We start from the raw sequence: 23,901 nt of genomic DNA, 5'->3' as shown, positions 1-23,901 counted from the left end.
GTCCTTTCAGCGATACATCGCCGGAACGGGGAACTCGCCCGTCAGCAGCCATGTGCCAAGCGTGCGCTTCTTGTACTCGGCGGGATTGTGCAGCGTATGGGTCCGCACGTTGCGCCAGAAGCGGTCGAAACCGTTTGCCGTCGTTGCCGATCGCGCGCCCATGACCTCGAAGATCTCGCTGGAGACGGCAAGCCCGACTTCGCCGGCATAGACATTGGCCGTGGCTATATCGATGGCGGCGGCGCCACGATCTTCATGCGTCAGGCCCGGTCCCTGGTTAAAGGCCTTATCAAGGCTCAGCGCCGCCTTGTCGGCGAGCTCGATGGCAGCGAGCGTGCGGATGTAGAGATCGCCATATTGCCGCTTGATCCAGGGGTCGTCGGTGTGTTTGTCGACGCCGGAATAGATCCATGGCCGAGACGATGTCGTCGTGTAAGCCCGGCCTTCTTCCAGCGCGCCCTGGGCGCTGCCGACGAAGACGTTGAGCAGCACGCTTTGCTGCAGCAGGGAGGTCAGCGACGTATAGGGTGTCAGCGGGACCGCCGGGGAACTGATGAGTTCGTCATCCCCAATCTCGAGGTCGTGAAAGCTGACCGTGCCGCTGCCGGTCTGGCGCTGGCCGATGCCATCCCAATCGTCCTCGATGACAATGCCGTTTCGATTGGCGGGAACGACCGCGGTCAGGCGCTCGCCCTCGTCATTTTCGAAGGAGATTTGAATATAGTCTGATATGTGCGAGCCGGAGGAAAACGGGCGCTTGCCGTTGACCAGCCAGCCGCGGCCGATCCGCCTTCCGGACGAGGTTTTCGACATGGCGTTGCCGGAATTGCCCCAGACGAAATTGCCGGCGGCGGATGCCCTGAGCAGGCGCTCCCGCTGCACGTCCGACCCCCGAAAGAGCACGAGGTTCAAGGGGAGGTGGTGGTAGCCGAAGAGATGCGCCAGCGAGCCGTCGGTACGCGCGAATTCACGCACGATCCGCAAGATGGAGAGCCAGGAAGCGCCGCGACCGCCATATCGGGTCGGAATCTGCGCCGAAGGCAATCCGCTCTCCTTCAGCAGGCGGATCTGTTCGGTCGGCCTGCCACCCAATTTGTCGCGCTCGACCGCGTCCCGGTCGAATGCCCGCCGGAGCTCGACGGCTTTTGCGACAAGGGGATCGGATGTGTGTGATGGGAAAGACATGTCTGCTTCACGCCTATGGATTTGAACGGCGCATCGCCGCTTTGAGGCCTGAAGGGTTCGGTGATTGCGGGCCCAAGTCCAGCAATATCTATTTGATCCGTTGGGAAGAAATTCTTCTCCCCGCTTATCGAAAAAACTTAGGCGTCCGCAGTTTCCAGCCGTTACGTGTCGCCGCGAAATGATCTCCGTCGGTTCGACATGTCGCGTGACGAAGGAATCCGAACTGGTGGCGGTAAATAGAATATAATTTCTATAGATTATAATCTTTAACGTTTAGCCTTCTTCCGCAGCCATGATGGAGAAGACGATGACGGACAGACAAAGGCAACTGAAGCTCGGGGCTTTTCTTTATCCGACCGGGCACCACATTGCCGCCTGGCGGCATCCGCTGACGCAGGCCGACGCCGGTTCGAATTTCGCCCACTATGTCGAGCTGGCGCAAGTCGCCGAAGCTGCGAAGTTCGATCTGATCTTCATGGCTGACGGCGTGGGAACGCGCGGATCCGATACGGAGGCGCTCCATCGCACGGCCCAGCGTTATGTCGCCCAGTTCGAGCCGATCACCCTGCTTTCCGCTCTCGCGGCGGTGACGAAGAATATCGGCTTCGTGGCGACCGCCTCGACCTCCTTCAACGAGCCCTATCACATCGCCCGCAAATTCGCTTCTCTCGATCATATCAGCGGCGGCCGCGCCGGCTGGAACCTCGTGACATCGTCCAGCGATCACGAAGCGCATAATTTCGGCAGGGACGAGCATTATGCCCATGCGGAGCGTTACGAACGCGCCGAGGAGTTCGCCGATGTCGTGCTGGGCCTCTGGGACACCTGGGAGGAAGACGCATTCCCCCGCGATCAACGGAGCGGCGTCTTTTATGAGCCTGAGAAGCAGCACATCCTCAATCACAAGGGTAAGCACTTCAAGGTGCGGGGGCCGCTGAACGTGTCGCGCACGCCGCAGGGCCACCCAGTGCTCGTGCAGGCAGGCTCGTCCGAGCCGGGAAGGGAGCTCGCCGCCCGCACCGCGGAAGTCGTCTTTACCGCCCATCAGACCATCGAGGATGCGAGAGCCTTCTACGCGGATATCAAGGGTCGCCTCGCGAAATATGGTCGGGACCGAGATGACCTCAAGATCATGCCGGGCATCTTCCCGGTCGTCGGCAGAACGCGCGAGGAAGCGCAGCAAAAATTCGCCGAACTTCAGGATCTCGTCCATCCGGTGGTCGGCCTCTCAATGCTGAATGGCATGGCAAGCGGTGTCGATCTCTCCCAATATCCGCTCGACGGCCCCGTTCCGGATCTGCCTGAGACCAATGGCAGCAAGAGCCGCCAGAAATTGTTGCTCGATCTTGCCAGGCGCGAAAGCCTGACGATCCGGGAACTTTATCTCCGTATCGCCGGCGCGCGTGGTCATTGGCAGATCGTGGGAACGCCGATCGAGATCGCCGATCAGATGGAAGAATGGTTTAGGACGGGTGCTGCCGATGGCTTCAACGTCATGCCGCCGCAACTGCCGACCGGTCTCTATGATTTCGTCGAACATGTGTTGCCGGAGCTGCGACGCCGCGGCCTCTTCCGCGGCGATTACGAAGGTTCGACACTACGCGAAAACCTCGGATTGAGAGTACCTTTGCATCCGGCGCGGCATGCCGTCGCCGCGGAGTAGTCGGCCATGGGCAACTCCCTGCATCTCCAGATCAGCCACGTCACCCGCCAGTTCAAGGTCAACAGTGAGATTTTGACCGCGCTCGACGATGTCAGCCTCGATATCGCCGAGGGTGAATTCGTGACGATCGTCGGAGCGAGCGGCTGCGGAAAGTCGACGCTGTTGCGCCTTGGTGCCGGCCTTGATCTTCCGACATCGGGATTCGTTGGTCACGCAGGCCGGCCCGTCAAGGAGCCGAGCCTTGAGCGCGGCATCGTCTTTCAGGAGCCACGGCTTTTCCCCTGGTTGACCGTCGCCCGCAATATCGCGCTCGGGCTCGAGAATTCCGGGCTGTCCAAGGCAGAGAAGAACAGGCTCGTCGAATCCCACCTCGAACTTGTCGGGCTTTCCGGCTTCGCAAAGGCCTATCCGCACCAGCTTTCCGGTGGGATGGCGCAGCGCGCCGGCATCGCGCGGGGATTGGTCAATCGCCCGAATGTCCTATTTCTCGATGAACCCTTTGGCGCGCTCGACGCCATCACCAAAGCAAGGCTGCAGGACGAGTTGCAGACGATCTGGGCGAAGGAACGCATCACCATGGTTCTGGTGACGCACGACGTCGAGGAGGCCGTCTATCTCGGCGATCGCGTCGTCGTCATGTCACCCCGGCCGGGTCGCATCCGTGACATCGTTCCGGTGGACTTGGCGCGCCCACGCGATCGCACCTCCCCGATGCTGGTCGAAATCCGCAATCGGGTGCTTGAGAGCCTCAACGCCACGACGTCAACGCCTCGCCCGCCAGCGAGCATCACAAGTCCGGCGGTTGAAATCCGGCCTGCGGTCGTCGCAGCAGAATAATCACGGAGCAACAGATGAAACTGTCCATTATTTCCCGCTTGGTCGCCGGCGCGACGGTCGCCCTGGGCCTGTTATCCGCCCCGGCCTGGGCGCAGGATCCCCTCGTCATTCACGTTGGCTACGCCGCGATCGGCGTCGACAACAAACCCTATGCCGAGGGAACGTCGGCTGCGACGGCTCGCGCCGGCGAATTTCTGGAAAAGGAATTCGCCAACGATCCGAACGTCAAGATCGAATGGACTTTCTTCAAGGGTGCCGGGCCGGCGGTGAACGAGGGCTTCGCCAACGACCAGCTCGACTTCGCCTATCAGGGCGATCTTCCGGCGCTGATTGGGCGGGCAACCGGCCTGAAGACGAAGTTTCTGCTGGCGAGCGGCGCACGCAAGCCGCTTTATCTCGCTGTCGCCAAGGGATCCGGCATCAAGACGATCGAGGATCTGAAGGGCCGCAAGGTCGCGCTGCAGCGCGGTACCAACGGCCACCTCTCCGCAATCAAGATCTTGCAGGCACACGGATTGACCGAGCGTGACATCCAGGTCGTCAATCTGGATACCGCCGGCACGGTCGCGGCCCTGACCAGCAGGGACATAGATGCGGCTTTTGGCGACACGCAGCTCATCAATCTCGCGGCGAAGGACAGCGCCGATGTCATCTACACGACGAAGGGTGACGATCCGCGTTTCGGGCGCAATGCCGGCATCATCGGCCGCGAGGCCTTCATCGACGCCCATCCGCAGATCACGCAGCGTGTCGTCGACGCGTTCGTCAAGGCGGCGCAGTGGTCGTCGGAAGAGCAGAACCGTGCGGCCCTCTTCGAACTCTGGCACAAGTCCGGCACGCCCGTTCCGATCCTGGAGGAATATTTCCGCAACGATACGCTCACCTATCGCAACTCGCCGCTGATCGACGATCTCCTGGTCTCGCAGTACAAGGAGCAGGCGATCAAGAGCAAGGAATACGGCCTGATCCGGCGCGATGTCGACCTTAACGGCTGGTTCGAACCGAAATATCTCAACAATGCGCTGGAAAAGCTCGGGCTGACGAAATTCTGGCAGCCCTATGGCGCCGACGGAAAGCCGGTCGCCTCCTGATCGGAGACGCGATCAAGACTAGGAGATTGGCGTGAGCGCTGTTGTCGAGACTACCGGGCGGGCCGGCTTGCCGCCATCGCCAGCAAGGCTCCAGCGCCTTGTCCTTTTCGTGACGGGCCTGATCTTTCCGCTTGGCCTGTTTGGCCTCTGGTGGGTTGCCTCCGCCAGGGGCTGGCTGCCGGAGCAGATCCTGCCGCCGCCAGCCTATGTCTACCAGGCCGGCCGCGACATGATCCTGAGCGGCGAGCTTCTCTATCACACCGGGGTCAGTCTCGGCCGTGTCGTCGTTGGCTTTACCATCGGCGCCGGGCTCGGCCTGTTGCTCGGCATTGCCATGGGGCTTTCCGAAAGGGTCGAGGACTATGTGAAGCCGCTCTTCCTCGCCTTCGCGCAGATCCCGACGCTCGGATGGATCCCGCTTTTGATGCTGCTTGTCGGCATCGAGGAGAGCTTGAAGATCATCATCATCGCCAAGGGCGCCATCGTGCCGATGACGATGAACACGCTCGCCGGGGTCCGCGGCGTCCCGCCGAAATATCTCGAGGTCGGCAGAGCGCTTCGCTTCAGCCGCTGGCAAACCCTGCGCTTGATCGTGCTGCCGGCTGCCGTTCCCTCGATATTCACCGGTATCCGTTATGGCCTTACCCATTCCTGGACATCGCTTGTCGGTGTCGAGTTGCTCGCCTCGTCCGAAGGGCTCGGCTACCTGTTGGTCTGGGGGCGGCAGATGTTCTGGCTCGATACCGTCATCGTCGCGATGATTGCCATCGGACTTGTCGGCTTCGTCATGGACAAGGGGCTGGATCGCACCGAACTGCTGATCCAGCGGTGGAAGCGGCGGGAGCTTTGACAATGGCAAGAGCAAGCCGTTTCGTACGTTTCCGGCGCGGCATGACGTTGCCGATCCTCCTCCTCGTGGCCTGGGAGGTTTCAAGCCGGACGGGTCTCGTGGACGCGCGCTTTCTGCCGTCGCTAGAGGATGTCGTCGGCACGGCCAAGCGTGAGCTGATCGACAATGATCTTATCGGCGAACTGGGTTTCAGCCTGATGCGCAATATTGCCGGCTTCCTGATTGGATGCGTGCTCGGCATCGCTTTTGCGAGCCTGCTGGCGCTCTCCCGGATTGCCGACCGCCTGATCATGCCGACCTTCAATGGACTGAAGCAGATCTCCCTTCTGGCCTGGATACCGCTGATCTCGGTCTGGTTCGGCTTTGGCGAACAGGCGAAGATCGTCTTCGTCGCGCTCGCCGCCTTCATTCCTATCGTTCTCAATACCTATGGTGGCATGCGTGAGGCGCCGGCCGAACTGCTTGAGGTCGCAACGGCGCTAAGGTTCAATGCGCGGCAGAAGGCATTGCGGATCTATATTCCGGCGGCGATGCCGTCGATCGCCACCGGCGTGCATCTCGGCTTGATCTATGCCTGGCTGGCAACGGTCGGCGCGGAATATTTCCTGGCCGTCGGTCCGGGCATCGGCGGCCTGGTCATCGCCGGTCGGGAGCGGTTCGACATGGCGCTCGTCATGGTCGGCGTCCTGGTGCTCGGCTTCGTCGGCTTTACACTAAATCGCCTTGCCTCCGCGCTTGAAGCTTATTTGTTGCGCTGGCGGCCTAAGCAGACCGTATAGGCTGCGAACATCATGCGCTTCAATGTATCAAGCAGCTAAACCCGGTTCCTCGGCTGCTGTTCTCGAGACCGTTCTCGATCTTGGCCCCGCGGACACGTTCAATCGCCCACTGTTGATGCAATGAGCGGCCGGATCGAAATTCCTGCAACTTCTGCCTTGCCTGCCTGACGGCATCGGGCAAGACATATGTTTGCGGACGCCATGAAAACTCTGGCGCCCGCAAACATCCAGAACTAGGCATCGATGATATAGACGATCGTGAATGTCGAGGGATCGACGATGACGATCCGTCCGTCCGCTAGGACGAAGAATCGATACGCCTTATATTGCGGAACGATCTGGACGATGCGCGGCGGCAGCGGCTCCAGCTCGATCTTCCGGGGAATGGTTGCGCCTACCGATACCGAGAAATCCGTCTCGCGAACGGGGGTGACATGGACCTCTTTAACCACCTGCCGGATCTGTGTTTGTTGCTCAACGGAGACCTGGACTTGCGAGCCGCCCTGCGTGTTTGTTTTTGTTGTGGTTTTGCTTCCCGTCTCACCTCCGGTCGTGTCCGTCTGTTGATTCTGCTTGGTGCCGCTAGGGGCTTTCATATTGCTGCCGGAGCTTCCCGCGGAACCCGCTTTGTTGGTGTCTGTACCACCTTGACCAGTCCCTTGCTCATCGTTCGAGCTGTTGGTGCCTCGGGACTGGGGAGATGCTGATTTGTTGTTGGTTCCTGCCTTGGTACCATTGCCTTCTTGAGTTTGGTCTCCGGATTGGCTTCCTGTCTGGCCTGTTGCTCCGGTGTTTGTCGAGCTGTTGTTCTGACTGCCATTCGACTTCGAATCCTGATTGCCTTGAGTGGATTGGGCCGGTGCCTGGCCGGGAGAATTATCTGAATTTCCCTTCAAGTCCTTGGTGGATGTTCCGGACTGTGGCTGTTGCTCGCTGGTCGATGGCTTGCTGTCGCGCGTCGTGCCGCTTTTGGGGATGACCTGGGTATCCTGCGCGCTTGCGGGTGTGATGGCTGCGAAGGAAACACCGATTGAAAGCGCCGTCATCAGAACGGCAAGTCTGTTCGTCGTCTTCATGATTTTCTCTTTTCTCGCTGTTGAGTACATAACGGCGTTTATCCGCCGCTATAGGACGAACAAGGTGACGGGCCTCCATGTTCCGGCATTGGACTTCAGTCGCACGGGCATCCGACTGAAGGCTCGGCCGTGAGCTTCCAACATGCCGCAGCTATTTTTTGCGGTGGGTAAGCCTTGTCGGACTGTGTCGGCATGGCGCAACTTTGATCACTCCGAGCGGGCTCTTTAAAGGAACTTTGCAACGCGATCGGCATTCCCTTCTTTGTTATTTGCGTTCTGAAACAGCGGAAACCTCGCTGAAGGAGCTTACCGTGATCAAACCTTTGATTCTATTTGGCCTCGCGCTGATGCCGGCAGCGGCTTTCGCGCAGTCGGCCGATCTTGAGGCAACCTGCAAGATCGTAGCCAAGAACTTCTTCCTGTCGGATAGCCTCGCGATCGGCGCTATCCAATCCTTTCCGGAACTGAAGCCGCCTGGTGTGCGCATGGCCTATTCCACCCGTCAGGGAACATCTCCCGCGGAAATGACCGACACCTTCGAATGTGAATTCGACAAGCCCGACAAACCCCATAATCTCGCTAAGTTCTGCGTATCAACCACTTGCTATACTGCGAATGAGAGCGATGCGGACCGCAAGCGACGCTTCGAGGAAATGCGCGTTCTCTTGCAACGAGCGGAAAAATAGCCGCTGTGAGTGGTGAAGGAATGTTAGATTTGGTGCCCGCCTTTGAAGCCAAGGATTTGCCTGTCGGTCAGAGCGACCGTTCGGTCGGAATGATCACGGTCCATGTGGCGGGGAAAGGCTCCGCCGAGTTCGCTCAGGTGAAAGCTCGAGCTTGGGTGGCTTTGGCTTGCGGCTTTGGTGACAACCTCGGCGGAACATTCGGATCGCGGTGCCGTTTCGCCGCAAGAGGACAATCATGACACAACAATTGTGGAACAAGCCAATCACCGTCGAGACGCGCAAACCCGGTCAGCGCCTGACGATCGCCAACACGGAGACCGCCACCTATTACCTGCTGCGGAACTGGCCCGCAAAGTCGCACGGGATCGCCTTCAAGAATGCGAAGCGAACGTTGATCAGTGCGCACCAAGGTCACGTGGAGGCCCTGGTAGCAAGAGCCGCGTTCCTCGCCGCGCTTAAAGAAAGCGGTATCCAAATATTTGAAGCGTGATGGGCGAGCACGACGCGCTCGATCCGACTTTGTAATGACAGCCATATTCCTAGCGGCCATGCGCTCTATCAGACTACACGAAAGATCATGTGTTGCCCTCGGTGCCACCGGACTGATGATGAGGCAAATGTCAGTCTTTCCTAACGGTGCTGTTTCCCGTGAGCCAAGTTGCCTCTTGCTGCGGGCCGTTGGTCATCCAAGAGGCGCAAAAGCAGGTTCCGTCTTTTCCCGCGCTGGGCGAGATCAATGTCGCTGACAAGCATCGCGCCACCCTCACGTCGCTCAAGGGTGATCTTGCGGCTATGGAAGGCCTCCAGCTCGGCTCTGTGCCCGACGCTGATAATGGTGACCTTCGGCAGTTCGCGGATCACCATCTCCATCATCTTGTCCTGGCTTTTTTCATCGAGCGCTGATGTGGCCTCATCCAGGACGATGATATCGGGATCGTGTAGCAGAAGACGCGCGAATGCGAGCCTCTGTTTCTCGCCGCCCGAGAGCGTCTGGTCCCAAGGCGCATCTTCCTCAATTCTGTCGTTGAGATAGTCAAGCCCGACCTTCTCAAGGGCCGCTTTGATCTCATCCAGCGTCCAGTCCTCGGCCGCTCGCGGATAGGCCACGGACCGGCGAAGTGTGCCCGATGGGATATAGGGTCGCTGGGGCAGCATGAACAATCGGCTACCGGGATGAAAATTGACGCTGCCATGACCCCAAGGCCAAAGACCGGAAATGGCCCGTACGAGCGTGCTTTTTCCCGTGCCGGATTCTCCGGCGACCAACACGCGTTCGCCCGGCTCGATCTCGACCTCCGTCTCCCTGACCACGGAGGTGCCGTCGTCGAGCGTCACGGAAAGATTATTTAAGCACAGCATCACCTTGCCTTCTGTTTCACCCTGCTTGATGCGTCCGAGGGAATCGCTCTTTTCGGCACGCTCCAATCCGTCGAGTGACGTCATGAGCGATGCGACGCGATGTGCGGAGGCATTCCAGTCGGCAAGCCGCGGATAGTTGTCCACCAGCCATCCGAACGCACTCTGGACGATGGCGAAGGCAGAGGCAGACTGCATCACTTGACCGAGCGTCATGCTGCCTTCGAGGAATTTCGGTGCGCAAAGCAGGACCGGCACGACGGGCGCGATCAGCATCGACCCTTGCGAGATAAGCGTCGTGCGCATGTATTGATGCGCCAACCGCGCCCATTGCCTCAGCACATTGCCAAAAGTTCGTTCGAGGTCATTACGCTCCTCCTCTTCGCCGCCGAGCAATGCGATGCTCTCGCCGTTTTCGCGCACATGTGTCAGCGTATAGCGAAATTCCGCTTCCACCTGGTTCTTGACCTCGGAAATCTCGACGAAGTGCCGGCCGATAACTGCCATCGAGGTGGACGTGACCACGGCATAGAGAACCGCGGTGACGACAAGAAAGCCGGGAATTGTAATGACTGAACCAGCGATCTGGAACGTCAGGGCTCCGCCGATCGTCCACAGGACGACGATGAAGGTCGATGCCGACAAGAACGCGGAAATGACGCCGGCCAGGAAATCGACCGGGGACTCCGTGGCGATGCGCAAATCCTCGGAGAGACGCGCCTCGGGGTTCTTGTGGCCTTCGCCGCCGATCAGGTTCAGCTGATAATAACGGCCGTTCGCGAGCCAGCGAGCGATGAGCCCGGTCGTCAGCCAGGAGCGCCATCGTCTCTGGATCATCATGCGAATGTAGACTTGTACCGTGACAAGGGCGACACTTCCGAGCACCAGCGGCAGAAACACCGCGCTCAGGACATAAACGGTGTGGGCGTTGCGTTGCTCAATGGCGTCAAAAATCGCGCGGTTCCAGATGTTAATGCCATACTGGAAGCAGACGTTCAGGCCGATCAGCGCAAGTAGTCCGATCGTGCACGGCCACGCGAAGCCATCTCCGCGGCGACTCCAGTAGCCACGCGCGCTGATCCAGAAACGTGCAAGCAAGTACCCTTTGCGTGCCCGTTCGGCCTCCTCGGGCGTCATGTCCGGATCGGATTCAATAATATTTGCTGGTGGCTCGACATCAATAGTCGGAGCTTTCTCCCGGCGCGACCTCTCACGCCCAGGCGACTTGGCGCCGTCGACCGATTTCGGATTGGATTTAGCGTCGGTCATAAGCACGACAACGGACTAAAATTCAAAAAGTTTCACAATAGGAATGTCGTCGATGGTGGCGGCCATGTGTCGGGACAATGAGGCAGTCGTCGCGCGAACCCTCGGCATGTAACGGAAGGTTCATGTAAAAGCGTAAGTCGGTTGATTACTGTATCTTATCCCTAGGAACGAAGGTGCACCTCGGTCAAGGAAGAATGCACCCCATGGGCGCACCACGCGCCCTTGGCTTGTGTTGGCCGGCGCTATCGCGCGGATGGCAGCGCGCCAATGATGAGACGGCTCCAGGGAACTCGTCCATCGCAAATGGCGTTTCAATATCAGGAGGAATTCATCATGTGCCCGCAAAAGCCAATCATAGCTTCGCTTTTCGCACCCGCGCTTGGGCTGCCGAATCCGATACAATATTACCCCGAGCAATCGCCTCGTCTTCCCGCTTCAGAAAGTGAAAAGGAAGCGTATGAAGAGGGAGTCAAGGCGGGAAAATGTGAAGCCGAGAATAGAAAGAACCCTTATCCTGACAATAGCGAACTGGCCAAAGCCTACGAGCACGGTTACCTTGATGGTCAAAAGATCCGGTCGTAGCCACACAATGGCGAGCGATGATCTCGCACGTGTTCATTGTGCAATGCGAGGGCTTTTCATGGATTAGCAGAGAGACGTGTCGAACGATGATCGATGCGTCCGATGGACGGCGACGAAGGCTTCGCATGCCCGGCTTTTCCAATGACTGCCTCTTCCGATAGCGGGAACATAAAGAGCCTCTGCTTGTTGGACCCCACGCGCTTTGATGGCGCGCGACAAGTGGAGATGGATCATGGCAAAGACGGTTGGCGACTTTATCGTGCAGCGCCTCTACGATTGGGGCGTGCGACGCATCTTCGGCTATCCCGGAGATGGCATCAACGGCCTCTTCGGGGCTTTGAACCGGGCCGATGGAAAAATTGAATTCGTTCAGGCTCGTCACGAGGAGATGGCCGCTTTCATGGCGTCGGCTTATGCCAAATTCTCAGGCGAGCTTGGCGTTTGCGTCGCCACCTCTGGACCGGGTGCCACGCATTTGGTGACCGGGCTCTATGATGCGCGGTTGGATCATCAACCTGTCTTGGCCCTTGTCGGCCAGCAGGCCCGTCGGGCGCTGGGCGGTCACTATCAACAGGAAGTCGATCTCGCATCGCTCTTCAAGGATGTTGCCGGCAACTTCGTCCATCAGGCCTCAGCTCCCGCGCAAGTACGCCATCTGGTCGATCGGGCCGCGCGCATCGCGCTGGCGAACAAGACGGTCACTGCCGTCATCCTGCCGAACGACCTGCAGGAGATGCCCTATGAGACGCCGCCACGCAAGCATGGCTCGGTCATGTCGGGCGTCGGCTATGTGGCACCGAGAACGGTGCCGCACGAGATCGATCTGAAGCGCGCCGCGTCCGTCCTGAATGCCGGAAAGAGGGTCGCGATGCTCGTCGGTGCCGGCGCGTTGGGCGCGAGCGACGAGCTGATCGCGGTCGCGGACCGGCTGGGAGCAGGAGCGGCGAAAGCCTTGCTCGGCAAGGCCGCCCTACCGGATGATCTGGCGTGGGTCACCGGCTCCATCGGCCTTCTGGGTACCGAACCATCCTGGGACCTGATGCGAGACTGCGATACCCTGTTGGTCGTCGGATCCGGTTTTCCTTATTCGGAGTTCCTGCCCGAAGAAGGCGATGCAAAAGGGGTTCAGATCGATATCCGGCCTGACATGCTCTCCTTGCGTTATCCCATGGAGGTCAATCTTGTCGGCGACGCCCGGGAGACCTTGCAGGCATTGCTGCCGCTTCTCAAGCAGAAGCAGGATCTTTCCTGGCGCAAGGAGATCGAGACGAGTGTCGGAAAGTGGTGGCGAACGCTGGAGGCGAGGGCGCACGTGGAGGCCAATCCGGTCAACCCGCAGCGTGTCGTCTGGGAGCTTTCGCCACGCCTGCCAGACGGCGTCATCGTCACGAGCGATTCCGGTTCATGCGCCAATTGGTACGCGCGCGATTTGCGCATGCGCCGCGGCATGATGGCCTCCTTGTCCGGCGGTCTCGCGTCCATGGGGGCGGCGGTGCCCTATGCGATCGCCGCGAAGGTCGCGCATCCGGATCGGCCAATCGTCGCCCTGGTCGGTGATGGCGCCATGCAGATGAACAACATGGCGGAGTTGATCACCGTGACGAAATACTGGCGCGAATGGTCCGACCCACGCATGGTCGTCTGCGTCTTCAACAACGAGGATCTCAACCAGGTGACTTGGGAGCAACGCGTCATGGAAGGAGACCCAAAATTTGATGCCTCGCAGCGGATCCCCGATGTCCCCTATCATCGCTTCGCCGACATGATTGGCCTTCAGGGGATTTTCGTCGATCGACCGGAGGCGCTTGGCGCCGCCTGGGATGAAGCGCTTACCGCCGATCGTCCCGTTGTTCTCGAGGTCAAGACAGATCCCGAAGTGCCGCCGATACCGCCGCACCTGACTTTCGAGCAGATGCGCAACCTGACCACCGCCCTGCTGAAAGGGGATCCTGAAGAAAGCGGTGTGATCAAGGGAACGCTAAGACAGGCGCTGAGTGCCATCCTTCCTAGTCGCGCCAACAGGTGACGACGGGCAAATGTCGGCTGCGCTGCGGGAACCAATGCTGGGAAGGGTGGTTTGGACCGATGTCAATCGACTAAGCCTTGGCTGAATGAAAGAGCATAGCGCGAGACGGCGAAGTGCTCTGGACGCGGCAACAGGCGACAACGTCAGGAGGTGTAAGGTGGAAACCTATCATAGGTATCGTAAGAACAACGTGCCGCCAGGCTCCATCGTCATCAAGTTCTACCATTCCGGCGATCAGATCCGAGGATTCCTGCGCAAGGTCATGTCGCCAGGAGAGGATGACACGGTTTTTCCTGGTGAGGAAATGGAGCCAGATGACGCCTTTCGGGCCGCTCGCAACAAGATGTCGAATGAGGTTATGCGGCCCATCTATGTCGAACTGTCGGAAGGCGTGAACTGGAATCCGGCCTGGGGGCGGCTTGAATAAGTATGATGCCGCCGCGTGCTCCTCCTTACGGACCTTTTTGCCAGACCAGCCCAAGATACTGGCTGAGCCGCCGCGCGTCGGCCGGCGCCCGCACCTTCACGTCATTATCGAAATAGACATAGACATCGCGACCCCGTCGTGACCGCTTCAATGGCTTCAGGACACGGTTGGCATTGTCCGGCTCGCGCCCGTGCGCCCAATCGGCGATGCGCTCCGCCCACATGCTCAACGCTTCATCATCGTAGCCGCTGACATAGAGTTCTTCCGAGCCATGCAGGCGGCAATAGATAAAGTCCGCGGTGACATCCATCAGCAACGGCCACTCGACGGTATCGGCGCAAACGAGCCCGATCCGATGCTTCCGCAAGAGTTCAATGAAATCGGCGTCCACGAAGCTCTCGTTGCGGATTTCGAATGCATGCCGGATCGGTCTCCTTTTGTCCGCCATCAACCAATCTCGGCCGTTCAAGCGCTCATCATGCCGCTTGGCCAAGGAAAGTGCCTCATCCGTGTCCTTTGGCAGCAGGTGGATGAAATTGGAGAACAGTTCTCGATCGAACCGCAGCCGGGGAGGAAACTGCCAAAGTATGGGTCCCAGCTTTGCTCCCAGCCGCAAGAGGCCGGAGGCCATGAAATTGGCAAGCGGCACCTCGATATCGCGAAGCCTTCGTAGATGGGTTATATAGCGTGATCCCTTGACCGCGAAAACGAAGTCGTCTGGAGTGGCCTCCCGCCATCTTGCGAAGGTGTCGGGTGTCTGCAGGCTGTAGAATGTGCCGTTGATTTCAATGGATGGAAATTGCGACGAGGCGTAGGACAATTCGTGTTTCTGGGTCACGCCCTTCGGATAGAAAACGCCGCGCCAGGGTGCGTACGTCCACCCGGAAATTCCGATGCGGATCGTTCCAGCCTTTACCATGGTTCATACCGCCTCCGGATCACCTTGCCTGTGCAAGAGACGATGTCGTAATTCAATGCCCGTCGATCCCGTCAGGTAACGTTGATGGACGGCAGGAACGACATGACCTCGTTGCGTTGTCTTGGTGCCAAACTCTCGATTTCCCTTTTCCAAAAGGCTTCAGCTTCGAGCGGATCAGCCTCCCAGCTGTTGGTCGACAGGATGTTGTCATCCATTACCAGAAGTCTTTTTCCACCGAGCCTTAGATATTCCTCGGCAAGTTCCTGAGCGCCATTCATCATGATTTGTCTCCTTGATTGGCCCTCCCGCTGCCGGTGATCCACGTCACGGACACCGACAGCCAAGAGGTGTGCGAAATGCGGGAGGCATTTCGCATTTCCACCATTATTATTGCGGGCAGTTCTGGCTGGACGTGCTGTCGCTCGACTGGCTATTGTTTTGCGTATCCGTACCTTGCGTCGTGTTCTTGCCGGTTTTCATGGCATTGCAGTCCTGGGACTGACCGTTGGAATTCGGAGTTCCGTTGGTTCCGGTGGTATTGCTATTGGCGCCTCCAGTTCCGTTGGAGGTGCCATTGCTCTGCGAACCGGTGCCGGCGCCGTTACCACTTCCGGAATTGCCTGTTCCGCCGGAACCTGATTGCTGAGCCATGGCTGCCGTGGCCATGCCGATCGAAAGAGCACAGACTGCGATTATTCTCGTCAACATTGGTATTTCCTTTCTTTGGATTTGCCACCTTCCAACTCCAATGGCGGGCAGTTGTTTCCGGATTTTCCGATATTTCCTCGCTGGTAATCAGATCAGGGAATGGCGCGACAATCGGTGGACACCGCTGATCACCAACGGAGGCAGGCAGCGACGTGAGGGAGCTTGCCCATCAGGCGAGCATCCGGACACGGGGCTCGCGGTCCCAATATCGCTTGGGCGCGGCACTCAGGAAGGAGGCGAGATCCACGACACCGGCGTCGGGTTGAATGCCCGCCTTGTCGAGAAGCGCCTTGGCGGCAGCGTCATGACCGATCGCCTTTAGGTGTCCGAAAGCATCCATCACCCATTGCACGGCAGCCCCTTCGTTGAGGAGCACAGCGGCGCCTTCCTTCGCGAGGATGACGGCAACGGCATCGAAAAGCTGCGAAGGCGAACCAAGGAGCTGCCCATCGGCACGGATCGTATTTCCGTCGGAAAGCTTCGTCTCCCCCACCTTGGGCGCCACGATGAAAGGCCTCGCCTTGGCGTCGTTGAGGGCTTCGACGAGATCGGAGATCGCCTTGGCGTCGCTTCCGTCGGCGATCAATATGCCGATCTGCCGCCCTTCGAGCGTCTCCTTCATGTTCTTATGGATGGAAAGAGCGGGGGAGGGGGCGAGATCGATCGGCTCACGCGCCGGCAAATTCCTGGTCGGGTTGACGAGCCCGAGGCCCGCGGCGACCCTGTTGGCAAGCCCCGCATCGACATTCATGAGGTTGCCGACCATGCGGGGCGGCACGTGCTGAAGCTGAACCTTCGATAATTCGAAGACGAAGGCCGATGCGATGTGAGCCTGTTCCGACGGTGTCTGGGACTTCCAGAAAAGACGAGCCTGACTGTAATGGTCGGCAAAGAGTTCACCGCGCACGCGCAGCTTATCGCCCTGCTCTTCCTTCCCGGCTTGATGCTCATAGGTGCGGAAGCCCGTCACCGGACATTCGCGCGGACCGCCGATTTCGCCGTTGTCGCCAAGGCTATTCGGTTCGTAGTTCGCGCGGCCCTTCGGCACTTGCATCTGCATCTGCCCGTCGCGCTGGAAGTTCATGACGGGGCATTTGGGCGCATTGATCGGCAGTTGATGGAAGTTCGCGGTCCCAAGGCGGGATTTCTGCGTGTCGAGATAGCTGAAGAGCCGGCCCTGCAGCAGGGGATCGTTGGTGAAATCGACGCCTGGGACGATGTTTGCCGGGCAGAACGCCACTTGCTCGGTTTCCGCGAAGAAATTGTCCGGATTGCGATCGAGAACCAGCCGTCCGACGATCTTTACCGGCAGTACCTCTTCCGGGATGATCTTCGTGGCATCGAGGACGTCGTAGGGAAGGTTTTCGGCAAAGGCATCGTCGAAGAGCTGCAGGCCCAGTTCCCATTCAGGAAAATGCCCGGCCGCGATCGCCTCGAAGAGGTCGCGGCGATGGTAGTCATTGTCGGCCGCCTGCAGCTTCAATGCCTCGTCCCAGACAAGCGATTGAATGCCGAGCTTCGGCTTCCAGTGGAATTTCACGAATGTGGATTTACCGGCATCGTTGACGAAGCGAAACGTGTGGACGCCGAAGCCTTGCATCATGCGCGGCGAGCGCGGAATAGCTCGATCGGACATCGCCCACATCAGCATATGCGTGGATTCCGGCATCAGCGACGCCCAGTCCCAGAACGTATCATGGGCGGTAGCCGCCTGCGGATACGCGCGGTCGGCCTCCATCTTCACGGCATGCACAAGATCGGGGAATTTCATCGCATCCTGAATGAAGAAGACGGGGATGTTGTTGCCGACAAGGTCCCAATTACCCTGCTTGGTATAGAATTTCACGGCGAAGCCGCGCACGTCACGCGGCGTATCCACCGAGCCGGCACCGCCGGCAACGGTCGAAAAGCGGACGAAGACCGGCGTCTTTTCACCCTTGCGCTGAAACAGATCGGCGCTGGTCACATCGGACAGCGATTCATAGAGCTCGAAGAAGCCGTGTGCGGCCGAACCTCGTGCATGCACGATCCGTTCAGGGATGCGCTCATGGTCGAAATGGAAGATCTTTTCACGCAGGACGAAATCTTCAAGCAGCGTCGGGCCACGGACCCCGGACTTCAGGCTGTTCTGATTGTCCGACACCCGGATACCCTGATTGGTGGTCAGATGCTCCGCGTCGCCATGGGGACCGCTTTCGGGAATATGCTGGTGCGTCTCCCCGCCTTCGCCGCGCGATGTTTCGAAGCTCGTGTCCTTCGCCATGATATCCTCTTTTTTGCCGTTGGAACCGCTGACCGAACCTTGTTCGACGGGCAATGTTCCGATTGGCCGGAGATGGCGGCTGGTGACCTCAAAGTTCGATCAGCGCGATGCCGAGATCCTCTTGATGCCGACGCTGCAATTCCGCCGGTGTTTCCACGATGGTCGCTTCCAAGGTCGGATGCACGATACCGTCGAGAAAGTGGCCGCCGCGCGTGGAGCCATCCTTCAGACCGAGGACGGCATGAAGATGGAGGCTCGCCTTGCCATCGTCGCCTGTCGCGATATCGCCGATCAGGCTCAGCACCTCGCATTGCTCGGTAATCGGGATCTTGCGGTAGCTTCGCTCGCTAAAATCGAACCAGCCGACAGTCGCGCGTTCAAACGCGCCTATCGCGGTGATCGAAGCCCCCTTCAGGTCCTGATCCGTGGCGAAGCGGGCGAGCGTGGAGAATGCTTCCTCATTCGCATCGAGCACGACGACATAGGTCTTCAGGCCGTTCCGCAGGTCAACTTTCTTGAAATTCATCGCGCTCGTCTCCCTTTCAATCCTGTGCCGGCTGGCCGTTGGAAGCCGACACGCCACCATCGACGGCGATGTTGGCGCCGGTCACGAAGCTTGCATCGTCGCTTGCCAGAAAGGCGATGACGGCCGCGACCTCGTCCGGCTCGCAGACACGACCAAGTGGAATGCGTTCCTTGAACTTGGCAACGAGGGCTTCATCCTTGAGCATGTCCTCCGTCATGCCAGTGCGCGTGAGGCTCGGGCATACGGAATTGACGCGAATTCCCTTTCGGCCGAGATCTAGCGCCAGCGCGCGGGTCAGATTGACGATGGCACCCTTGGCGGCGTTGTAGGGGCTCATACCCCAATCGCCGCCGGTGCCGGAGACGGAGGCAGTGTTGATGATCGACCCCTTGGTCTTTTCAAGATGCGGTATGGCCGCACGACAACCGAAAAACACGCCGTCCAGATCGGTCGCCATGACATCGCGCCATTGCTCGTTGGAAATGTCGGCGGGCGCGCCACCCTCGTGAATGCCAGCATTGTTCACGATGACGTCAAGGCGACCGAACCGTTCCACCACCGCCGCTACCATCGCGGCGACCGCCGACGATGCCGATACATCCACCAACTGCTTAAGGCTGCGTTCGGCTGGCAAATCCGCGATGACTTTTTCCAGCGCATCCTCGCGGCGGTCGACGAGAGCGACATTGGCGCCTTCCTTGGAAAAGCGCCGTGCCGTCGCCTCTCCCATTCCCGATGCAGCACCTGTTACGATGACGACCTTTCCTTCGAAGCGATGCATCGGGCTGTCCTTTCAAAATCGGCGAAACGGGATCTATCGAAACGTAGCTTTCGATAGGAACCAGGACCGGACTTGAATGTTCCCCGATGCACCGGGCGGATAGTGTGCCATGGATGGAACCGAAAGCGAGGTGGATGGTTTGGAATGACAACGCAATCATCTCCGGAAGCAAAGTCATGACACATCCACGACCACCATTTCCGCCGCAGCAACAGCCCATGCCCGGCTATACCGCCGACATGCATCCGAAACCCGATCATGGAGAGGTGACCTATCACGGATCAGGAAAGCTTGCCGGCAAAAGGGCTGTCATCACCGGCGGTGACAGCGGCATTGGCCGCGCTGTCGCGATCGCCTTTGCCCGCGAGGGCGCGGATGTTTTGATCGCCTATCTGAGCGAAGACGACGATGCTCACGAAACCAAGAAATGGGTCGAGGAGGCCGGCCGCAAGGCGGTGTTGATGGCCGGCGATATTCAGGATCCCAGACATTGTCGAGATATCATCGACAAGGCCGTCGCCGAACTGGGAGGGATCGATATTCTTGTCAACAATGCCGCGCATCAGGCGAGCTTTCAAGATATCGGCGATATCAGTGACGAGGAATGGGAATTGACCTTCAAGGTCAATATCCATGCCATGTTCTATCTGACCAAGGCGGCCGTACCGCACATGAAGCCGGGCAGCGCCATCATCAATACGGCGTCCATCAACTCGGACACTCCAAACCCCACATTGCTTGCCTATGCCACCACCAAAGGGGCCATCCAGAATTTTACCGCGGGGCTGGCGCAATTGCTCGCGGAAAAAGGCATTCGCGCCAATGCCGTGGCGCCAGGACCTATTTGGACGCCATTGATCCCTTCGACAATGACGTCGGAAGCAGTCGAGAATTTCGGAAAGCAAGTGCCGATGAAGCGACCGGGTCAGCCGGCTGAACTGGCAACGGCCTATGTCATGCTTGCCGATCCACTCTCCAGCTATGTTTCCGGCACGACCGTCGCGGTCACTGGGGGCAAGCCTCTCCTTTGAGTTCGGTGCATCTGCGCGACACGGAGCTGAGCCGCGCTCTTCAGATCGAAATCATGTGCTTATGTCCGCGAACGGCGCTCATTCTCGGAACATTCCGGGCTGGAAGTGGTTTGGCCATGACAACGAATGCAGCAAGACGGCCAAGATAAATCGTCCACAGCTTCTGGCAAGGCAATGACAGGAGGAGATGATGAACAGCAGACCACCACCGGTTCCCGAGGAGAATCGAAGCGATAAAGGTGTTGGTGACCACGCCAAGCCATCGATATCCGACCCCCATAAGCCTGACATGACGGTGGATCCCGACAAGAAAGGTCAGCAGGGAAATAGCCGGATCAATACCAGTCACCAGGGGCATCAACAGGATCGATAGGGAGGTGTCAATGTCCACGTCGACGAAAACACCGGCCAGTATTCGCCAAGGCGGCCCGGGAGCATCCCATGAAAATGCCAAGGCGCCCTTGAATATTCCAAAGCCGCCGGCCGAGCCCGATAAGCGGGACCGCAGCAAGGTTTCCGGCGGCGGCGGCGAACGAGATCGCCATCATGGCCACGATCCCAGCCGGAAAGGTGGCCACTCCGCAAGCTGAGGCCGAATTCCGCTCGTGTCGAGAAGCCGAGCGGAAGGCCCGATGCAGTCCGTAAGACCCCAATTGTCCGCCTGGAACAAAGCAAGTCGATAAATGTTTGGGTGCTCTCAGGAATATTGGAGACACCGATATGGTCGCACAGGACCTTCGCGCTGCACACCCTCTTCCGCCCCGCCCCCTTCACTCGCTCCTCATTCCGATCCCGATGGTTTGCTTCCTTGGCACATTGGCAACGGACCTGGCCTATTGGGCAACCGCCGAGATGATGTGGGCGGATGCTTCCGCGTGGCTGCTCGCGGTTGGCTTGCTGTTCGGCTTGCTTGCTATAATCGCCATGATAATCGATGCACTCGGCAGGCGCCTTTCCTTGATGCGCGGACCAGTCTGGCTTTATTCGATCTGCGGCGTTCTTATCCTCGTCTTGTCCTTCTTTAACGCGCTCGTGCATAGCCGGGATGCATGGACTTCCGTCGTTCCGACCGGGCTTATTCTTTCATCCGTGGTGGTCGTTCTCGTCCTTTTGAGCGGCTGGATAAGGCGGGTATTGATTTTCCGCAGAGATCCGGGAGCCGAGAGATGAAGATCGGTGTAGGTAAGTTGACCGCGCCATCCCCCGTTGCCGCGCTTATCTGCGGCACGATCCTTATCCTGTCTGGCTGCGGTCAGAACGAAGAGGATCCGAAGGATCAGGTCGGACCAAATCCGACATTGCCGGCCCAGACGCAATATCTCATCCCACCGATGCATGTCGCGAAGGTGATCGGCTGGCAAAACGGCGACAAGCCAAAGGTTGCGGAAGGATTGCAGATAAAGGCGTTCGCGACAGGACTGAAGCACCCGCGTTCGGTTTATGTGCTGCCGAATGGCGATGTTCTTGCCGTGGAATCTGTTGCGCCGCCCGCGGCATCGATCAAGCGTCCCAAGGATCTGATCATGGGCTGGATCGAGTCGATGGCGACATCTGCCGGCAGCAATGAAGGAAGCAACCGTATAACCTTGCTGCGTGACGCCGATGGGGATGGAGTTGCCGAAACGAAGAGCGTTTTTCTCGATCATCTCGCCTCCCCTTTCGGTGTCGCTCTTGTCGGTAGCGACCTGTATGTCGCGGAGACGGACAAGATCATGCGTTATCCATACAAGACGGGAGAGACGAGCATCCCCGATCCGGGAACGAAACTTACCGATTTGCCCGGCGCACCCATCGATCACCATTGGACCAAGAGCCTTGTGGCGAGCCCTGATGGTACGCTACTTTATGTCGGTGTCGGCTCGAACAGCAATATCACGGAAAACGGCATACAGGCTGAAATGGACCGCGCCTCCATCTGGGAGGTCGATAGAGCAACGGGGCGCCATCGCATCTTCGCGGATGGATTGAGAAATCCGAATGGTCTTTCCTGGGAGCCGCAGACGCACGCTCTCTGGGCAGTCGTCAACGAGCGCGATGAGCGAGGTCCCAATCTCGTGCCGGACTATATGACTTCGGTGAAGGAGGGCGGCTTCTATGGTTGGCCGTACAGCTATTTTGGCAAGAACATCGATCCCAGGGGCATGCCGCAAAGACCAGACCTTGTGGCGAAGGCAATCGTTCCGGATTACGCGCTGAGTTCGCACGTGGCGCCCCTTGGGATGGTCTTCTATACCGGTACCAGTTTGCCGGAAGCGTATCGCGGCGGTGCCTTCGTCGGCGAGCACGGGAGTTGGAATCGACACCAATTCAACGGCTACAAGGTGGTCTTCGTCACATTCGCGGACGGTCGGCCCAAAGGCCTTCCGCAAGACGTCGTGACCGGCTTCTTGAATGGCGACAACGAGGCGAGGGGCCGGCCGGTAGGTTTGGCGGTCGACAAGCCTGGCGCCTTGCTAATCGCCGATGACGTCGGCAATACGGTCTGGCGCGTTAGCTCGGCAGCGCCGTAAACTTTACCGACGCCGTCGAGAAAGCGGTGTGCTTGGCCCGCGTTTCGCGCAATGCCGGCGGATCGAAAGGCGCCTTGAAGCGCCAGCATAGTCGCGGTCATCATGGCAAAGCCGCCCTGAACGAAATGAACTTGCATGCATTATGATGTGTTCATCCGATTTCATGTCGGATCTGGCTGACCTAATCAGCCGCCATCGCGCTTCATTCTTTTGCGCATGGCTTTGCGATGTCTGCTGATGGCCTGCGCTTTTTCCCGAATACGCCGCTGGGATGGTTTCTCGTAGGCTCGTCGCTCCTTCATTTCCCGGAACAAGCCTTCACGCTGCATCTTTCGTTTGAGAACTCGGATTGCTTGTTCGATATTGTTGTCTCTTACCAGGACCTGCATTTTGTTCTCCTCACTATTGGTGATGAATGGCGGCCGTCAGCCGAGTTGCTCGGCTATCAGCTTCTGAAGCTCCTCGCGGGTGAGCAAACAGGGATAGGGTTTCCAGCTTTTGTCGGGGAGCTGGTTGATGGGTTGATCGCATCCGCGCGGCTTCACCGCCGCGAGCGCGTCGATTGCCTTTGATTTTTTCAATGAAATCTCCTGCGCCGGCCACTAAGCCAGCGCTCATGTCAATGGATGATGGAAGCGCCCGTCACGTCATCGGACGGAGGGCAAGGAACGGACCGCATGATGGGTCGGGCGATTAAGGCCTGGACCAGCCATTGCAATGCAACGGGCGAGCGGAACCGCATATCTCAAGCCGATAAATGGGTATCGAATTCCGATGTTGCAAGGGGGCAACATCTTCCCAACGTCTAGGGCATGTGGGGCCCGCGTATCACACATCGGGGGGAATATGGGAATCGACACCGATCGTTTTCAGATTGTTGCGAACCTTGACGACACCGGGCGTAGACAGCCCAAGCGCTTCCGCCTGTTCGGCAGCCGCCTGCGTTTCGACACTGCCTTCCAATGTTACGATACCGTCCTCGGCATGAACCTCGATGCTGTCTGCATCGATTTCTTTGCTTTCGATGAACCGTTCGGTAATCGCCGCTTCCAGTTCATCGTTATCGATACGGCTGGGTGGCAATGGCCCAATCGTGTGGGCCGTGTCTTCCTCAAGCCCGTTCGTGTCCGCGTTATCTCCAATCAGGCCAGAGGGGGTATCTTCGTCAAAGTTCGCTGGAGTGGTGCCATATTCTCGATTTTCCGGTTCGGTCGAACCTAGGGCGCTTTCGTCGGAATATGGCCAGCCTTCGCGGGCATCGCGATCCTGATAGTCGCGATAGTCCTCTTCTCGCGACAGCGATTTCTTCTTTCGAAACTGTGTCATAGCCAATCTC

The 23,901-nt window shown here is 58.8% G+C and carries 26 protein-coding genes; 15 read left to right on the top strand and 11 right to left on the bottom strand.

All coding sequences use genetic code 11. The features are described from left to right. Nucleotides 1–6 precede the first annotated feature (6 nt). Entirely contained in the window at nt 7–1,185 is a 1,179-nt protein-coding gene (locus FBZ97_RS19145) for an acyl-CoA dehydrogenase family protein (RefSeq protein ID WP_113395167.1), read from the bottom strand. Nucleotides 1,186–1,492: 307 nt separating this feature from the next. Between FBZ97_RS19145 and FBZ97_RS19140 the strand changes: the two genes are divergently transcribed. From FBZ97_RS19140 to FBZ97_RS19120, 5 genes are read left to right on the top strand one after another with little or no spacing between them, the layout of a single operon-like run. Continuing rightward, nucleotides 1,493–2,848 (top strand): LLM class flavin-dependent oxidoreductase, encoded by a 1,356-nt coding sequence (locus tag FBZ97_RS19140; protein ID WP_113395166.1) that lies wholly within the window; start codon nt 1,493–1,495, stop codon nt 2,846–2,848. 6 nt (nt 2,849–2,854) lie between these two features. Further along, nucleotides 2,855–3,685: an ABC transporter ATP-binding protein gene (locus FBZ97_RS19135; protein ID WP_145321199.1), complete on the top strand. Its 831-nt coding sequence runs from the start codon at nt 2,855–2,857 to the stop codon at nt 3,683–3,685. A 14-nt stretch (nt 3,686–3,699) separates the two neighbouring features. Continuing rightward, nucleotides 3,700–4,776, top strand: a complete 1,077-nt coding sequence (locus FBZ97_RS19130; protein WP_113353461.1) for an ABC transporter substrate-binding protein — start codon at nt 3,700–3,702, stop codon at nt 4,774–4,776. A gap of 31 nt (nt 4,777–4,807) precedes the next feature. Continuing rightward, nucleotides 4,808–5,626, top strand: coding sequence for an ABC transporter permease (locus FBZ97_RS19125; RefSeq protein ID WP_145321201.1), 819 nt, complete (start codon nt 4,808–4,810; stop codon nt 5,624–5,626). Between the two features lie 2 nt (nt 5,627–5,628). Continuing rightward, nucleotides 5,629–6,405, top strand: coding sequence for an ABC transporter permease (locus tag FBZ97_RS19120; protein WP_145321203.1), 777 nt, complete (start codon nt 5,629–5,631; stop codon nt 6,403–6,405). Between the two features lie 233 nt (nt 6,406–6,638). On the opposite strand, the gene FBZ97_RS19115 is transcribed toward FBZ97_RS19120, so the two are convergent. Beyond that, a complete protein-coding gene (locus tag FBZ97_RS19115; RefSeq protein WP_113353458.1) occupies nt 6,639–7,481 on the bottom strand; it encodes a DUF1236 domain-containing protein in 843 nt (280 codons plus the stop codon). A 311-nt stretch (nt 7,482–7,792) separates the two neighbouring features. On the opposite strand from FBZ97_RS19115, the gene FBZ97_RS19110 reads away from it, so the two are divergent. Next, on the top strand, nt 7,793–8,167 hold the full coding sequence (locus FBZ97_RS19110) for a hypothetical protein (protein WP_112721678.1): 375 nt from the start codon (nt 7,793–7,795) through the stop codon (nt 8,165–8,167). 235 nt (nt 8,168–8,402) lie between these two features. Continuing rightward, on the top strand, nt 8,403–8,657 hold the full coding sequence (locus tag FBZ97_RS19105; protein ID WP_113353456.1) for a DUF982 domain-containing protein: 255 nt from the start codon (nt 8,403–8,405) through the stop codon (nt 8,655–8,657). Nucleotides 8,658–8,797: 140 nt separating this feature from the next. Here FBZ97_RS19105 and FBZ97_RS19100 read toward each other — a convergent pair whose 3' ends face one another. Continuing rightward, nucleotides 8,798–10,792, bottom strand: a complete 1,995-nt coding sequence (locus tag FBZ97_RS19100) for an ABC transporter ATP-binding protein/permease (RefSeq protein WP_113395165.1) — start codon at nt 10,790–10,792, stop codon at nt 8,798–8,800. Nucleotides 10,793–11,125: 333 nt separating this feature from the next. Here FBZ97_RS19100 and FBZ97_RS19095 point away from each other — a divergent pair, with 333 nt between their 5' ends. The 3 genes from FBZ97_RS19095 (at nt 11,126) to FBZ97_RS19085 (ending at nt 13,827) form a co-directional block, all read left to right on the top strand. Continuing rightward, on the top strand, nt 11,126–11,374 hold the full coding sequence (locus tag FBZ97_RS19095) for a hypothetical protein (protein WP_113331860.1): 249 nt from the start codon (nt 11,126–11,128) through the stop codon (nt 11,372–11,374). A 232-nt stretch (nt 11,375–11,606) separates the two neighbouring features. Next, entirely contained in the window at nt 11,607–13,400 is a 1,794-nt protein-coding gene (locus FBZ97_RS19090; RefSeq protein ID WP_113353454.1) for a thiamine pyrophosphate-requiring protein, read from the top strand. 157 nt (nt 13,401–13,557) lie between these two features. After that, nucleotides 13,558–13,827, top strand: a complete 270-nt coding sequence (locus FBZ97_RS19085; protein WP_069614031.1) for a hypothetical protein — start codon at nt 13,558–13,560, stop codon at nt 13,825–13,827. A 25-nt stretch (nt 13,828–13,852) separates the two neighbouring features. Here FBZ97_RS19085 and FBZ97_RS19080 read toward each other — a convergent pair whose 3' ends face one another. The 6 genes from FBZ97_RS19080 to FBZ97_RS19055 form a co-directional block, all read right to left on the bottom strand. Further along, nucleotides 13,853–14,746 (bottom strand): DUF72 domain-containing protein, encoded by an 894-nt coding sequence (locus FBZ97_RS19080; RefSeq protein WP_113353453.1) that lies wholly within the window; start codon nt 14,744–14,746, stop codon nt 13,853–13,855. A 71-nt stretch (nt 14,747–14,817) separates the two neighbouring features. Beyond that, a complete protein-coding gene (locus FBZ97_RS19075) occupies nt 14,818–15,027 on the bottom strand; it encodes a hypothetical protein (protein WP_113331686.1) in 210 nt (69 codons plus the stop codon). A gap of 106 nt (nt 15,028–15,133) precedes the next feature. Next, nucleotides 15,134–15,454: an oxidoreductase gene (locus FBZ97_RS19070; RefSeq protein WP_113353452.1), complete on the bottom strand. Its 321-nt coding sequence runs from the start codon at nt 15,452–15,454 to the stop codon at nt 15,134–15,136. A gap of 169 nt (nt 15,455–15,623) precedes the next feature. After that, a complete protein-coding gene (locus tag FBZ97_RS19065) occupies nt 15,624–17,717 on the bottom strand; it encodes a catalase (protein ID WP_113353588.1) in 2,094 nt (697 codons plus the stop codon). Between the two features lie 88 nt (nt 17,718–17,805). Beyond that, a complete protein-coding gene (locus FBZ97_RS19060) occupies nt 17,806–18,243 on the bottom strand; it encodes a PPC domain-containing DNA-binding protein (RefSeq protein WP_113353451.1) in 438 nt (145 codons plus the stop codon). Nucleotides 18,244–18,259: 16 nt separating this feature from the next. After that, a complete protein-coding gene (locus FBZ97_RS19055; RefSeq protein ID WP_113353450.1) occupies nt 18,260–19,024 on the bottom strand; it encodes an SDR family oxidoreductase in 765 nt (254 codons plus the stop codon). A 176-nt stretch (nt 19,025–19,200) separates the two neighbouring features. Between FBZ97_RS19055 and FBZ97_RS19050 the strand changes: the two genes are divergently transcribed. The 5 genes from FBZ97_RS19050 (at nt 19,201) to FBZ97_RS19030 (ending at nt 22,565) form a co-directional block, all read left to right on the top strand. Then, nucleotides 19,201–20,055: an SDR family oxidoreductase gene (locus FBZ97_RS19050; protein ID WP_173002519.1), complete on the top strand. Its 855-nt coding sequence runs from the start codon at nt 19,201–19,203 to the stop codon at nt 20,053–20,055. Nucleotides 20,056–20,245: 190 nt separating this feature from the next. Next, the gene (locus FBZ97_RS34760; RefSeq protein ID WP_083258237.1) at nt 20,246–20,428 is read left to right on the top strand and encodes a hypothetical protein; all 183 of its coding nucleotides are present in this window, start codon (nt 20,246–20,248) and stop codon (nt 20,426–20,428) included. A gap of 10 nt (nt 20,429–20,438) precedes the next feature. Next, the gene (locus tag FBZ97_RS19040; protein WP_113353448.1) at nt 20,439–20,645 is read left to right on the top strand and encodes a hypothetical protein; all 207 of its coding nucleotides are present in this window, start codon (nt 20,439–20,441) and stop codon (nt 20,643–20,645) included. 130 nt (nt 20,646–20,775) lie between these two features. After that, nucleotides 20,776–21,225, top strand: a complete 450-nt coding sequence (locus FBZ97_RS19035; RefSeq protein WP_145321206.1) for a DUF2231 domain-containing protein — start codon at nt 20,776–20,778, stop codon at nt 21,223–21,225. Further along, nucleotides 21,222–22,565: a sorbosone dehydrogenase family protein gene (locus FBZ97_RS19030; RefSeq protein ID WP_145321208.1), complete on the top strand. Its 1,344-nt coding sequence runs from the start codon at nt 21,222–21,224 to the stop codon at nt 22,563–22,565. Before FBZ97_RS19035 ends, FBZ97_RS19030 begins: the two co-directional genes overlap by 4 nt. A 185-nt stretch (nt 22,566–22,750) precedes the next feature. Here the strand turns inward: FBZ97_RS19030 and rpsU are convergent, their stop codons facing one another. Together rpsU and FBZ97_RS19020 are read right to left on the bottom strand one after the other, a co-directional pair. Next, nucleotides 22,751–22,954, bottom strand: coding sequence for a 30S ribosomal protein S21 (rpsU, locus tag FBZ97_RS19025; RefSeq protein WP_095438691.1), 204 nt, complete (start codon nt 22,952–22,954; stop codon nt 22,751–22,753). Between the two features lie 439 nt (nt 22,955–23,393). Next, nucleotides 23,394–23,891 (bottom strand): BON domain-containing protein, encoded by a 498-nt coding sequence (locus tag FBZ97_RS19020; protein WP_113388795.1) that lies wholly within the window; start codon nt 23,889–23,891, stop codon nt 23,394–23,396. Between the last annotated feature and the right edge of the window lie 10 nt (nt 23,892–23,901).

This window comes from Rhizobium sp. ERR 942 (assembly GCF_007828395.1).
GTDB lineage: Bacteria > Pseudomonadota > Alphaproteobacteria > Rhizobiales > Rhizobiaceae > Rhizobium > Rhizobium dioscoreae.
Note: the sequence above shows the minus strand (reverse complement) of the source record. Positions and strands in the feature narration are given on the sequence as shown.